This is a genomic window from Micromonospora aurantiaca ATCC 27029 (genome assembly GCF_000145235.1).
GTDB classification, from domain to species: Bacteria; Actinomycetota; Actinomycetes; order Mycobacteriales; family Micromonosporaceae; genus Micromonospora; species Micromonospora aurantiaca.
The window spans coordinates 3078638-3091451 of the sequence record NC_014391.1 but is presented as its reverse complement, the minus strand read 5'-3'; the positions used below and the strand labels follow the sequence as shown (position 1 = coordinate 3091451).

At 72.7% G+C, this 12814-nt stretch carries 11 protein-coding genes; 7 read left to right on the top strand and 4 right to left on the bottom strand.

Annotated elements, in window-relative coordinates:
* The first annotated feature begins 11 nt into the window (after window positions 1-11).
* The 4 genes from MICAU_RS13460 (at window position 12) to MICAU_RS32690 (ending at window position 3157) form a co-directional block, all read left to right on the top strand.
* Window positions 12-890, top strand: coding sequence for a family 3 encapsulin nanocompartment shell protein (locus MICAU_RS13460; protein ID WP_013285863.1), 879 nt, complete (start codon window positions 12-14; stop codon window positions 888-890).
* Window positions 891-903: 13 nt separating this feature from the next.
* Complete coding sequence (locus MICAU_RS13455) at window positions 904-2184, top strand: NAD(P)/FAD-dependent oxidoreductase (RefSeq protein ID WP_013285862.1); 1281 nt, start codon at window positions 904-906, stop codon at window positions 2182-2184.
* On the top strand, window positions 2181-2882 hold the full coding sequence (locus tag MICAU_RS13450; RefSeq protein WP_013285861.1) for an aspartate/glutamate racemase family protein: 702 nt from the start codon (window positions 2181-2183) through the stop codon (window positions 2880-2882). Before MICAU_RS13455 ends, MICAU_RS13450 begins: the two co-directional genes overlap by 4 nt.
* A 104-nt stretch (window positions 2883-2986) precedes the next feature.
* Complete coding sequence (locus tag MICAU_RS32690; protein ID WP_013285860.1) at window positions 2987-3157, top strand: hypothetical protein; 171 nt, start codon at window positions 2987-2989, stop codon at window positions 3155-3157.
* A 90-nt stretch (window positions 3158-3247) separates the two neighbouring features.
* On the opposite strand, the gene MICAU_RS13445 is transcribed toward MICAU_RS32690, so the two are convergent.
* The gene (locus tag MICAU_RS13445) at window positions 3248-3508 is read right to left on the bottom strand and encodes a YegP family protein (protein ID WP_013285859.1); all 261 of its coding nucleotides are present in this window, start codon (window positions 3506-3508) and stop codon (window positions 3248-3250) included.
* 19 nt (window positions 3509-3527) lie between these two features.
* The gene (locus MICAU_RS13440) at window positions 3528-5312 is read right to left on the bottom strand and encodes an N-acetylglutaminylglutamine amidotransferase (protein ID WP_013285858.1); all 1785 of its coding nucleotides are present in this window, start codon (window positions 5310-5312) and stop codon (window positions 3528-3530) included.
* A 233-nt stretch (window positions 5313-5545) separates the two neighbouring features.
* Here MICAU_RS13440 and glnA point away from each other — a divergent pair, with 233 nt between their 5' ends.
* Together glnA and MICAU_RS13430 are read left to right on the top strand one after the other, a co-directional pair.
* Complete coding sequence (gene glnA, locus MICAU_RS13435) at window positions 5546-6970, top strand: type I glutamate--ammonia ligase (RefSeq protein WP_013285857.1); 1425 nt, start codon at window positions 5546-5548, stop codon at window positions 6968-6970.
* 141 nt (window positions 6971-7111) lie between these two features.
* A complete protein-coding gene (locus MICAU_RS13430) occupies window positions 7112-8254 on the top strand; it encodes a carboxylate-amine ligase (protein ID WP_013285856.1) in 1143 nt (380 codons plus the stop codon).
* A 34-nt stretch (window positions 8255-8288) separates the two neighbouring features.
* Here MICAU_RS13430 and MICAU_RS13425 read toward each other — a convergent pair whose 3' ends face one another.
* Window positions 8289-9116, bottom strand: a complete 828-nt coding sequence (locus tag MICAU_RS13425) for a PIG-L family deacetylase (RefSeq protein ID WP_013285855.1) — start codon at window positions 9114-9116, stop codon at window positions 8289-8291.
* A gap of 73 nt (window positions 9117-9189) precedes the next feature.
* On the opposite strand from MICAU_RS13425, the gene MICAU_RS13420 reads away from it, so the two are divergent.
* Window positions 9190-9903: a hypothetical protein gene (locus tag MICAU_RS13420; RefSeq protein ID WP_013285854.1), complete on the top strand. Its 714-nt coding sequence runs from the start codon at window positions 9190-9192 to the stop codon at window positions 9901-9903.
* Between the two features lie 52 nt (window positions 9904-9955).
* On the opposite strand, the gene MICAU_RS13415 is transcribed toward MICAU_RS13420, so the two are convergent.
* Window positions 9956-12766, bottom strand: coding sequence for a glycosyl hydrolase family 95 catalytic domain-containing protein (locus MICAU_RS13415; RefSeq protein WP_013285853.1), 2811 nt, complete (start codon window positions 12764-12766; stop codon window positions 9956-9958).
* Window positions 12767-12814 lie beyond the last annotated feature (48 nt).

Here is a 12814-nt window from a genome sequence, read left to right as displayed (position 1 = left end):
AGGGACAGCAGATGTCGCAGCGCACCGACACCGTGAAGCGGACGATCGCCGAGGTGGTCGCCGAGCGGAAGACGCAGATGTCGCCCGGCGCGGCGTTCGTCGAGGCGTTCGCCAAGGACGGCTTCGACACCAGCGTCGACTACGACGTGACGATCACCGACTCGCTCACCAGTTCCCGGCGCAAGCCCCGCTACCCGTCGCGGAACATGCTCAAGGTGGTGGACCTGTCCCGGGATCCGCAGGACTACTACTGGCACGAGAGCCCGCCCCGCCCGGACGACCCGGCGGTGGACGGCGCGGACCTGCGCCGGGAGGCGGCCAACCACTTCCACCGCTCCCCCATCCCGCCGCTGCTCACCACCACCGCGTGGGTGCAGGTGCCGGACACGTTGTGGGAGGACCCGGTCAGCTTCGCGCAGTTCATCGACTACCGGCTGGTGGTGCGGCTGGCCACGGCCGAGAACCACACCATCCTGCGCGGCGAGGGCGGGCTGCTGACCATGCCGGACCTGGGCCGGCTCACCGACCCGGGACCGTTCGCGTCCACCGTCCTGGCCGCGTGCAACGAGGTCGAGCAGATGGGCAGCACCGCCGACGGGCTGATCATCAACCCGGCCGACTACTACCGCCTGCTGGGCAGCGGCTCGCTGATGCGGGACGTGGAGGACAACGGCGTGTTCATCGTGCGTACCCGGCTGGTCGACCCGGGCACCGCGATCGTCGGGGACTTCGGACACGGCGCGCTGCTGTTCGACGCCGGCCGGTCCACCATCGCGTTCGCCGAACCGCCGCCGGGCACGTTCGCCGAACCCGGTGTGGCACTGCGCGCCGAGATCTGGGAGCGGGTCGTGGTGAACCTGCCCACCTGCTTCTTCGTCGTGACGCTCTGACCGGCGGCGACTGATGACGACGCCGGCCCGTACCGACCCCGACGTGCTGGTGGTCGGCGCGGGCGTGGTGGGCCTGTGCTGCGCCTGGTTCCTGCGCCGCGCCGGGCTCAGCGTGACGGTGGTGGACCGGGGCGAGGTCGGCGACGCGGCGGCCTGCTCGGCCGGGAACACCGGCTTCGTCGGCACCCAGGGCTCGGCGCCGCTGGCCGAGCCGGGGGTGCCGGCCACCGGGATCCGCTGGCTGTTGCGCCCGGAGAGCCCGTTCGCGGTCCGGCCCCGGCTGGACGGCGCGCTGCTGGCCTGGCTCTGGCACTTCCGCCGGCACTGCACCGAACGGCACGCCCGCGCCGGGTTCGAGACGCTGCTCGCGCTCAAACAGCGCAGCCTCGCGCTGCTGCGCGAGATCTGCGCCGAGGACGAGCTGGCCGGGACGCTCACCGAACGCGGCATGATCCTCGCCTGCCACACCGAGCAGGGGTACGCGAAGGCGCGCCGGACGATCCCGGCGGCGACCGCGCGTGGCGTGCCGCTGCGCGAGCTGGACCGGGCCGAGCTGGCCCGGCTGGAACCCGGCGTCGACTTCGCGGTGGCCGGGACGCTGCTCAACGAGGAGGGCGCCGCGCTGCGCATCCCGGCGTTCCTGGTGGCGCTCGCGCGGGCGCTGCGGGCCCGGGGCGTGGACATCGTCACCGGCGCGGAGGTACGCGACTTCGAGGTGACCGGGCGGCGCGTACGCGCGGTGCGCACGGCCCGGGGCGAGCTGCGCCCGGCCGAGGTGGTGATCGCCGCCGGGGTGTGGTCGGCGGCCTGCGCCCGGATGCTCGACGTCGGGCTGACGCTGCAACCGGCGAAGGGCTACACCGTCACGCTGCCCGCCGGGCCGGGCACGCCCACCCGGCCGGTGCTGCTCAGCGAGGGCAAGGTCGCCGTGATGCCGCTCGGTGACCGGGTACGCGTCGGCGGCACGCTGGAGCTGTCCGGGCTGGACACGTCGATCTCACCGCGCCGCGTCGACGGGATCCTGCGCACCGCGCGGCGGTACCTGCCGGCGCTGGACACCGGCCGCCGGCTGGACGTGTGGAGCGGCCTGCGTCCGTGCACCCCGGACAGCCTGCCGCTGATCGGGCGGGCCGACGGCTACGACAACGTCAGCGTGGCCACCGGGCACGGGCACATCGGGATGGGCCTGGCCCCGGCCGGCGGGCGGCTGCTCGCCCAGCTCGTCTCCGGCGCCGAGCCGGACCTGCCGCTGGAGACGTTCGCCCTGGACCGCTTCCGGAAGGGGATCTCGTGAGCGACCGGCCGGAGATCGGCGTGCTCTGCCTCGACACCAGCTTCGACAAGATCCCCGGGCACATCCGCAACCCGGACACGTTCGACTTCCCGGTGCGCTACCGGGTGGTGGAGGGCGCCACGCCGCAGCGGCTGGTCCGCGAGGCCGACCCGGCGCTGCTGCGACCGTTCGTCGACGCGGCCCGCGACCTGGAGGCGGCCGGGGTCGCCGGGATCACCGGCGCGTGCGGGTTCCTCGTGCTGTTCCAGGCCGAACTCGCCGCCGCGGTGCGCGTCCCGCTGTGGTCGTCGAGCCTGGTGCAACTGCCGATGGTGCACCGCATGGTCGGGGGCCCGGTCGGGCTGCTGGTCGCCGACGAGGCCGCCCTGACCCCGCGCCACCTGGCCGCGATCGGCGCCGCCGACGTCCCGGTGGCGGTCACCGGCATGGCCGGGCAGCCGGAGTTCCGCGAGGTGATGCTGGAGGGGCGGCGCGACGCCCTCGACGTCGGGCGGCTGGCGGCCGAGGTGGACGAGCGGGTCGACGCGCTGGCCCGCGCGCACCCGGACCTGGGGGCGCTGGTCGTCGAGTGCACCGACCTGGTGCCGTTCGCCCACCGGATCCAGGCGCGGCTGGGTGTGCCGGTGTTCGACATCGTCACGCTGACCACGATGGCGTACGCGAGCCTCACCCGGCGGCCGTACCGTCCCGGTGGGTGACCGCGGGGCCGTCGCGCGGAAACCGGCTCCCGGCGCTCGTCCGGCGCTTAGCGTGGGACGAGGGGCGGCCTGCCCGGGGCGCCGGTGAGCGGAGGGAGAACGCGGTGACGGAGCCGGAGGAGGAGCAGGAGAAGACCCGCAAGACCGATCGGGTGCTGTTCTCGCCCGACGGCGACCCGCACCACACGCTCGCCGAGGCGCCCCAGCCGGACGAGCACCTGCCGCCCACCGTCACCCGGGACGGCCACACGGACGTGCTCGACGACGAGCAGTGAGCGCACCGTCCCGCCCGGGCTCGTCGGCCGGGCGGGACGTGTCGCGGCCGGACCGGCGGATCGCCGTCACGCCGCCAGGACGTGCCGCGGTCAGACCGGCGGGATGCCGGAGCGGCCGATGTCCGACATGTCGTCGCCGATCTCGGTCCGGGTGCCGGCCACCGGCCCGGCGCCGGCCTCGGTCCGGTCCTCCACACAGGCGTCGCCCAGCCCGTGCATCAGCTCCCCGACGACGGCGAGCGCCGAGCCCTTGTCCGGGCAGGGCGCCCCGGTGGCGAGCACCTGACCGTCGCCGCCGACGACTGTGAACCCCACACTGCCGTCGGCCTCGCTCTCGATGACGAACTTCACAGCGCTCCTCCCGCTCCGCTCAGCTCACGCCGTGCGTCTGCAACCACAGCTCCAGCAGGCCCAGTTGCCACAACTTGTTGCTGCCGGCGGCGGCCTGGGCCCGGTCCGGCTCGGCCAGCAGCTCGTCGACGTACGCCCGGCGGAACAGCCCGCGCCGGCGCGCCTCGGGCGCACCCAGCGCCTCGACCACCAACTCTCGCACGGGACCGTCGACGTTGCGCAGCGCCGGCACCGGGAAGTAGCCCTTGGGCCGGTCGATGACCTCGGCCGGCAGCACCTCGCGGGCCACGTCCTTGAGCACACCCTTGCCGCCCTGCGCCAGCTTGTGCTCCGGCGGGCACGCCGCGGCGAGCGTGACCAGGTCCTGGTCGAGGAAGGGCGTACGCACCTCCAGCCCCCACGCCATGCTCATGCTGTCCACCCGCTTGACCGGGTCGTCGGGCAGCATCAGGTGCGTGTCCAGGCGCAGCACCGCGTCCACGGCGGTCTGCGCGCCCGGCGCGGCCAGGTCCGCGGCGACCAGTTCGCCGGAGGCGTCACCGTCGCAGGCGTACGCCGGTTCGACCACCTCGGTCAGCTCGGCGTGGTCGCGGTCGAAGAACGCGGCGGTGAACTCGGCCGTCGCGTCCTCTCGGGGCGAGCGGGCCAGCCGGTGGTGGTAGCCGTAGCCGGCGAACACCTCGTCGGCGCCCTGGCCGGACTGCGCCACCTTCACGTGCTTGGCGACCTGCTCGGAGAGCAGGTGGAACGCCACCACGTCGTGGCTGCCCATCGGTTCGGTCATGGCCGCCACGGTGGCGCGTACGGCCGGACCGAGATCGCCGTCGGCGAGCCGGATGCGGTGGTGGTCGGTGCCGAACGTGCGGGCCACCAGGTCGGAGTAGTGGAACTCGTCGCCGGTCTCGTCGCCGCGGCTGTCGAAGCCGATGCTGAACGTCTGGAGGTGGTGCTGTCCGGCGTCGTCGAGCAGCGCCACGATCATGCTGGAGTCGAGCCCGCCGGAGAGCAGCACCCCGACCGGCACGTCCGCGACCAGCCGGCGGCGTACGGCGGTGCGCAGCGCGTCCCCGACGGCGGCCCGCCAGTCGGCGGCGTCCATGCCGTCGTGGGCCGGGTCGCGCCGGTACTCGGGCCGCCAGTAGACGCGCTCCCGGCTGCGCCCGTCGGCCTCGATCACCCGGACGGTGGCCGGCGGCAGCTTGCGTATCCCGCGCAGGATCGTGCGGGGCGCCGGCACGATCGAGTGCCAGGACAGGTAGTGGTGCAGCGCGACCGGGTCGATGCCGGTGTCGACGTCACCGCCGGCCAGCAGCGCCGGCAGCGTGGAGGCGAACCGGAGCCGGCCGGGCGACTCGGCGAGGTAGAGCGGCTTGATGCCGAGCCGGTCGCGGGCCAGCACGAGGCGGCGGCGCCGCCGGTCCACCAGCGCGACCGCGAACATGCCGACCAGGTGGTCGACGAACCGCTCCCCCCACTGCGCGTACGCCACCAGGATCACCTCGGTGTCGCTGGTGCTGCGGAAGGTGTGCCCGGCCGCGCGCAGCTCGTCGCGCAGCTCCGGGTAGTTGTAGACGCAGCCGTTGAAGACCAGGGCCAGGCCGAGGTCGTCGCGGACCATCGGCTGGGCGCCGGCCTCGGACAGGTCGATCACTGTCAGCCGACGGTGCCCGAGGGTGATCCAGCCGTCACTCCACGTGCCCTCGCCGTCCGGGCCGCGTGAGCGCATGGCAGCGGTCATCCGGGTCACCGCGGCGGCGTCGGGGGCGGCCCCGTCGAATCTGGCCTCACCGCTGATCCCGCACATCTCAGCGTCCACCGGTCAGTCGGGGAGCACCCACCACGCCAACCTCCCGCCACGTCGTCTCCCGGGCGGTCCGCCGGGTACGGCGACTACCCGGCCTGTGGCGAAGGAAACCCGGATGGGCTGTTGGCGAGCCGGGCACGGCGCGCCGTCGTACGGTGGCGGTACGGGCCATGTCCCCGGGCGGTCCGGCCACGGGACGTGGCCAGGATCAACGACGCCTGCCAGGAGGACGTGTGTTCGCCAATTCCGAGGAACTCCTGCGATACCTCACCGACGAGGACGTGAAGTTCGTCGACGTACGTTTCTGTGACCTGCCCGGCGTGATGCAGCACTTCAACCTGCCGGTCGAGTCGTTCGACGACAGCGTGTTCACCGACGGTCTCGCCTTCGACGGCTCCTCGATCCGTGGTTTCCAGTCGATCCACGAGTCGGACATGCTGCTGCTGCCGGACGTGGCGACCGCGTTCGTGGACCCGTTCCGCACGCAGAAGACCGTCGCGTTGAACTTCTTCGTCCACGACCCGTTCACCCGCGAGGCGTACTCCCGCGACCCGCGCAACGTGGCGAAGAAGGCCGAGGCGTACCTCGCCGCCAGCGGCATCGCCGACACCGCCTACTTCGGCGCCGAGGCGGAGTTCTACATCTTCGACTCGATCCGCCACGAGACCTCGGCGCACCAGTCGTTCTACTACATCGACTCGATCGAGGGCGCCTGGAACAGCGGGCGGATCGAGGAGGGTGGCAACCGCGGCTACAAGACCGCGTACAAGGGTGGCTACTTCCCGGTGCCGCCGGTCGACCACTACGCCGACCTGCGCGACAGCATGGTCCGCCGGATGGTGGACGCCGGTTTCACCGTGGAGCGGTCGCACCACGAGGTGGGCACCGGCGGGCAGTCCGAGATCAACTACAGGTTCTCGACGCTGCTGCACTCGGCCGACGAGCTTCAGCTGTTCAAGTACCTGATCAAGAACGAGGCGTGGGCGCACGGCAAGACCGCCACGTTCATGCCGAAGCCGCTGTTCGGTGACAACGGCTCCGGTATGCACACCCACCAGAGCCTCTGGCGCGGCGGCGAACCGCTGTTCTACGACGAGACCGGCTACGCCGGGCTGTCCGACACCGCCCGCTGGTACATCGGCGGCCTGCTGCACCACGCACCCTCGCTGCTCGCCTTCACCAACCCGACCATCAACTCCTACCGCCGTCTCGTCCCCGGCTTCGAGGCGCCGGTCAACCTGGTCTACTCCCAGCGCAACCGCTCCGCCTGCACCCGCATCCCGGTGACCGGCAGCAACCCGAAGGCCAAGCGCGTCGAGTTCCGGGTGCCGGACCCGTCCAGCAACCCGTACCTGGCGTTCTCCGCCATGCTCATGGCCGGTCTCGACGGCATCAAGAACAAGATCGAGCCGCCCGCGCCGATCGACAAGGACCTCTATGACCTGCCGCCGGAGGAGTGGGGCGACGTCAAGCAGGTCCCGGGCTCGCTGCCCGAGGCGCTGGCGGCGCTGGAGACCGACCACGACTACCTGCTCGACGGCGGTGTCTTCACCGACGACCTGATCTCCACCTGGGTCGACTGGAAGAACGCCAACGAGGTCGACCCGGTGCGTCTGCGGCCCACTCCGCACGAGTTCGCGCTCTACTTCGACTGCTGACCCCTACCGCCACCGCCCCCGCCACCCGCGGGGGCGGTGGTCGGCGGAAACGGCCTCGGGCCGGCCCCCGCCCTCGTACCGTCGAGACATGACTCCGCCTCACGACGACACGCCGACCGTTCCGTGCCGGTGGAGCCGTCGGTGAGGCCGCGGCCCACCACCACCGCCACCACCACCCCGCAGATCCCCACCGTCCTGACCCTCGGGGTGGAAGAGGAGTTCCTGCTGCTGGACCCGGCCACCGGCGAGAGCATGCCGGTCGCCGACCGGGTACGCGGCGCGCTGTCCGGCACCGCCCGCGAGCAGAGCCGGCAGGAGTTCCGGCACAGCATGGTCGAGATGGTGACGCCGGTCAGTCCCGATCTCGGAGAGCTGCGGGAGCACCTGGTCACGCTGCGCCAGGCGGCCGCGCAGGCGGCCGACGCGGCCGGGGCACGGCTGGTCGCCGTCGGTGCCACCCCGGTCTGCGAAGCCCACCGCACGGTGCCCGACGAGCAGCGCTACCACGACATGTCCCGCCGGTTCGGCCCGGTGGCCCACGACCCGGCGGTCTGCGGCTGCCACGTCCACGTCGGCGTGCCGGACCGGGAACTGGCAGTGCAGGTCTGCAACCACCTGCGCCCGTGGCTGCCGGTGGTGCAGGCGCTCACCGCGAACTCGCCGCTGCACGACGGGCGGGACACCGGCCACGCGAGCTGGCGCTCGATGCAGCTGGAACGGTGGCCGAGCATCGGACCGACACCGCACTTCGAATCCGCCGCCGACTACGACGCCACGGTGGCGGACCTGATCACCGCCGGGATCATGCTCGACGCCGCGATGGTCTACTGGTACGCCCGCCCGTCCGCGGCGTACCCGACGGTGGAGGTCCGGGTCGGCGACGTGTGCCCCACAGTCGACGACACGGTGCTGGTCGCCGGGCTGGTCCGGGCGCTCGTGGCCACGCTGATCGACGACGTGCGCGCCGGTGTGCCGGCACCCCGCATCCGGGACTGCCTGGTCGCCGCCGCGCACTGGCGGGCCGCCCACGACGGCGTCGACGGAAAGCTCGTGGACCTGCGCTCCGGTCGGCCCCGGCCGGCCTGGGACCTCGTCGACGACCTGGTCGTCACCGTCACGCCCGCGCTGGCCCGCCACGGTGACCTGGATCTGGTCCGGCGCGAGCTGGACCGGGTGCGCCGGGACGGCACCGGCGCCACCCGGCAACGACGGATCATGGCCGGGACCGGCGGGGACGTCCGCGCCGTGCTCGATCACCTAGCCGCGCAGACCGTCTCGACGTGAGTCGATGACCTCCCCGGACCGGACCGGCGACCGGTCAGCGCAACCCGGCGAACAGGTCGTCCTCGGGTGTGGCCGCGCCGGTGGTGTCCCGCACCCGCACGAACGTCTCCATGCTCATCAGCTCGGTGAACCGCTCCTGCCCCAGGCGCAGGAAGAAGATGTTCTCCGCCTGGCTGGCGTGCGCGGCGAGCGAGGCGAACTTCTGCCCGCCGTAGCCGCTGGTGTCGACCCAGGTGGTGATCTCGTCGTCCGGCAGGCCCAGCGCCGGCATCTCGTCGGTCGCCTCCGGCTCGGGGAACTCCACCCCGATCTCCTTCATGACGGTGCCGAACTGCTGGAACGCGCTGCGCGGCACGGTGGTCCAGTAGACCTTGGCCGGGATGCCGGTCTGCTCCACAGCGGCCATGGTGATCCGGTGGGCCTGGATGTGGTCCGGGTGGCCGTAGAAGCCGTTCTCGTCGTAGGTGACCACCACGTCGGGGCGGTAGCGCCGGATCAGCTCGGCCAGCCGGTCGGCCGCCTCGGCCACCGGCGTGTTCCAGAACGCGCCGGGCGCGTCGTTCGTCGCCCAGCCCATCATCCCGGAGTCGCCGTAGTCGAGCGTCTCCAGGTGGGTGACCTTGAGCGCCTCGCAACTGGCGGCCAGCTCGGCGCGGCGCATCTCGACCACGGCCTTCGGGTCGTGGCCGGGGTCGCCCGGTTTGATCCCGCCGGGACCGTCGCCGCACCCCCCGTCGGTGCACGTCACGAGCACAGTGGTGACGCCCTCGGCCGCATAGCGCGCCAGGACGCCGCCGGTGCTCGTCGCCTCGTCGTCGGGGTGCGCGTGCACCGCCATCAGGGTCAGGGATCGATCGGTCACCCCGTCACCATACGAGCATCGGCCGACGAACTAGCATTGCCCGGTCCGCAGACGGCGACGGAAGCGAGGCGCGATGGGTTGGCTCCAGCGGTTGCTCGGTGGCGGACGGGTCGAACTGGACCCCGCACGTCAGCAGGAGCTGCTGCGGGACGTGCGGCGGTCCTACGGGGCGCACGCCCGCCTCCGGTTCCCGGAGCAGGCCGACGCGATCACACGGCTGCTGTCCGATGACGACGGTCTCGTGGTGGCCGCCGGGATCGTCTGCGAGGCCGCCGACCAGGCGCACGCCGACCTCCAGGGCCAGGCGCAGGAGGTGTTCCGGCGCACCGGGCGGCGGCTGCTGGTGCACCGCCGCAACTACCGGCCCCTGTGGAAGGAGGCCGGGCCGGCGCTGCGCTGGCCGCTCGGTGCGCTACCCAGCGGGCTGCACCCGTACGCGCAGGTCAGCGCCGCCGTGGCGGTGGTCGGCGGGCGGGCCGACCGGCTGGACCGGGTGACCGACCCGCAGCCGTTCGTGACGCGCCTGTTCGAGGTGCTCGACCTGACCACCGCCGGCTGGGAGTTCGGCCGGGTGCGTGTGGACACCGACAGCGCGAGGCTCGTGGAGCGGCTGATGGGCACCGGCGCGCGGGTGCTCGCGACGATGGACGACCCGCCCCGGCTGCCGCCGGCGGTACGGGAGATGATGCGCCGCAATCACCGCATCGCCGTGTACGACCCGGCCGGTCCCCGCGTGGTCGGCGAGCTGAACCTGGGCGCGCGGCTGCGCGAGACGCTGCTGGCCTGACCGGCGGCACACCCCGCCCCGGCCGGGTGGCCGAAGCGGGGTGCGTCGGTGCTCAGGTGGTCGTGCAGGTGAGGTTCGCCGGCGGGTTGTTGCTGCCGTTGACGGCACCGATGAAGCCGAACGTGGTGGAGCCGCCGGCCGGCACCGAGCCGTTGTAGTCGACGTTGCGCACCGTCACGTTCGCGCCGTTCTGGGTGTGTGTGCCGCTCCAGATCTGGTTGATCACCTGCCCGTTCGGGAACGTCCAGGAGACCGTCCAGCCGCGGATCGCGGTGGCGCCGGCGGTCACCGTGACCTCGGCCTGGAAGCCGCCCGACCAGGAGCCGGTGATCGCGTATGTGGCACGCGCGCCGGACGGCGCCGGGGAGCTGGTGGTGGGCGCCGGGCTCGGCGTCGTACTCGATGTGGGTGTGACGGTCGGGGTCGGCGACGGCGTCACGCCGGGCCGGGCCGCGCGGTAGGTGTGCCCGGCGCGGACGGTGAGCGCGACGACGTCGGACTCCGGCCGGGTGGTGGCGGGTGTGCTGCCGTCGGTGACGTCGGCGAGGGTGAAGCTCCCGGTGAACAGCCGGGACCGCAGTCGCAGCGTGCCGTCGCGGTCGGCGCGGACGGTGATCTCGTCGGCCTGGCCGCTGCTCCAGGTCAGCGACACCGTGTAGCCGCCCCGGCCGCGCAGGCCCGCGACCTGCCCGGCGGGCCAGGCGGTCGGCAGCGCGGGCAGCAGGTGCAGCTCGCCGGTGTGGCTGTGCAGCAGCATCTCGGCGATGCCCGAGGTGGCGCCGAAGTTGCCGTCGATCTGGAACGGCGGGTGCAGGTCGAACATGTTCGGCGCGAGCCGGTCGGTGCGCACCAGGTCGCGCAGGAGCTTGTGGGCGCGGGCGCCGTCCTCCAGCCGCGCCCAGAAATTGATCTTCCAGGCGAGGTACCAGCCGGTCCCGTCGTCGCCCCGCAGCTCCAGCGTCCTGCGGGCGGCCTCGTACAGCGCCGGGGTGCCGCGCCTGGTGATCTGGTTGCCGGGATGCAGCCCGTACAGGTGGGAGACGTGCCGATGGGTGCGTTCGGTCTCGACCCAGTCGGCCAGCCACTCCTGCACGTTCCCCCGCGAGCCGACGCGGCTCGGCGGCAGCCGGTCCCTGGCGGTGCGCACCTGGGACCGGAAGGTGGTGTCGACGCCGAGCACCTCGCTCGCCCGGGCCGCGGCGTCGAACAGGTCGCGCAGGATCTGGTTGTCCATCGTCGGGCCGGCGCAGACGCTGGCGTTCGCGTGGTGCGCCAGCTCCGGCGAGTTCGACGGGTTCGTCACCAGGTAGCCGAGCGTCGGGTGGGCGACCAGGGTGTCGAGGAAGAACTGGGCGGCGCCCTTGAGCGCCGGGTAGTTGGCCTGGAGGAAACCGCTGTCGCCGGTGAACAGGTAGTGGTCCCAGATGAGCGTGCTCAGCCAGGCCCCGCCGGTCTGCCACATGCCCCAGAACGCGCCGTCCACGACCGACGCGCCCCGCCAGGCGTCGGTGTTGTGGTGGGTGACCCAGCCGCCGGCGCCGTACTGCGCCTGGGCGACCCGCGCGCCGGTCACGGTGAGGTCCTTGACCATGTCGAAGACCGGCAGGAAGCACTCGGACAGGTTCGTGGTGTCGGCCGGCCAGTAGTTCATCGGCAGGTTGGCGTTGACCGTGTACTTCGAGTCCCAGGACGGCGTCAGCGAGTCGCTCCAGATGCCCTGGAGGTTCGCCGGCTGGGTGCCCGGCCGCGACGAGGAGATCAGCAGGTACCGACCGAACTGGAACAGCAGCGCGGCGAACTGCGGGTCGTTGGTGCTCGCGTGCTGCGCGATCCGTACGTCGGTGGGCTGGTCGGCGGCGGCCGTGCGGCCCAGGTCGATCGTGACCCGGTCGAACAGCGCCTGGTAGTCGGCGCGGTGGCGGGTGCGGAGCTGGTCGACGGCGACGCTCTTGGCGGCGTTCAGCCGGTTGCGGGCGATGCCCTGGTAGTCGCCGTTGACGGTGCGGTAGTTGACGTAGCTGGACCCGATCGAGACCAGGACCGTCACGCTGGTGGCGCCGGACACCCGCAGCGTGCCGCCGGAGCTGCTGACCGTGCCGCCGGTGACGGCGGCGTTCGCCAGCGCGAGGAACCGTACCGAGCCGGTGACCCCCTCCATCGACCCGGAGACGCCGTCGAGCGCGACGGTCGCGCCGTCCGGGCTGGACACGGTGGTCCGCTGCGGGCTGTCGAACGCGGCGGAGAACGTGATCGCGTTCGCGCGGTCGGCGGTCAGCCGGAGCACCATGACCTGGTCGGGCGCGCTGGCGAACACCTCCCGCTGGTACCGGACGCCGCCCTGCACGTACGTGGTGGTGACGGTGGCGGTGGTGAGGTCGAGCGTCCGGTTGTACTGCGTCGCCCCGCTCGCCGAACCGAAGGCGAGCCGGAGGTCGCCGACGGTCTGGTACGCGAGCTGACCACCCGGGCTGCCCATCATGGTCTGGTTGATCAGGTCCTGGGCCAAGGTCCACTGGTCGGCGAAGACCCGACGCCGGATCTCGGCCAGGTTGGCCGCGCCCCTGGTGTTCGCCGAGTCGTACGGGCCGCCGGCCCAGACGGTGTCCTCGTTGAGCTGGAGCCGTTCGGTGTCGACGTTGCCGAACACCATCGCGCCGAGCCGCCCGTTGCCGATCGGCAGGGCACGCAGCCAGTCGGTGCCGGCCGGTTCGTCGTACCAGAGTGCCAGGTCGTTCGCGGCCAGCACCTGTGGTGGCGCCGCCGAGCCGGCGCGTGCGGCGGCGCTCCAGGCGGCCGGCACCAGCGCGGCACCGGCCCCGGCCGCGCCGGCCTTGAGGATGTTCCTTCGGGTCACGTCGGACATGGTCTTCTCCTCGCAGGCGGGTCGGATGGTGGTGCGGCCGGTGCGCGG

Coding starts and splice junctions, on each gene's coding strand:
- MICAU_RS13460 (WP_013285863.1), top strand. CDS start 12: ATGTCGCAGCGCACCGACACCGTGAAGCGGACGATCGCCGAGGTGGTC.
- MICAU_RS13455 (WP_013285862.1), top strand. CDS start 904: ATGACGACGCCGGCCCGTACCGACCCCGACGTGCTGGTGGTCGGCGCG.
- MICAU_RS13440 (WP_013285858.1), bottom strand. CDS start 5,312: ATGTGCGGGATCAGCGGTGAGGCCAGATTCGACGGGGCCGCCCCCGAC.
- MICAU_RS13420 (WP_013285854.1), top strand. CDS start 9,190: ATGGGTTGGCTCCAGCGGTTGCTCGGTGGCGGACGGGTCGAACTGGAC.
- MICAU_RS13415 (WP_013285853.1), bottom strand. CDS start 12,766: ATGTCCGACGTGACCCGAAGGAACATCCTCAAGGCCGGCGCGGCCGGG.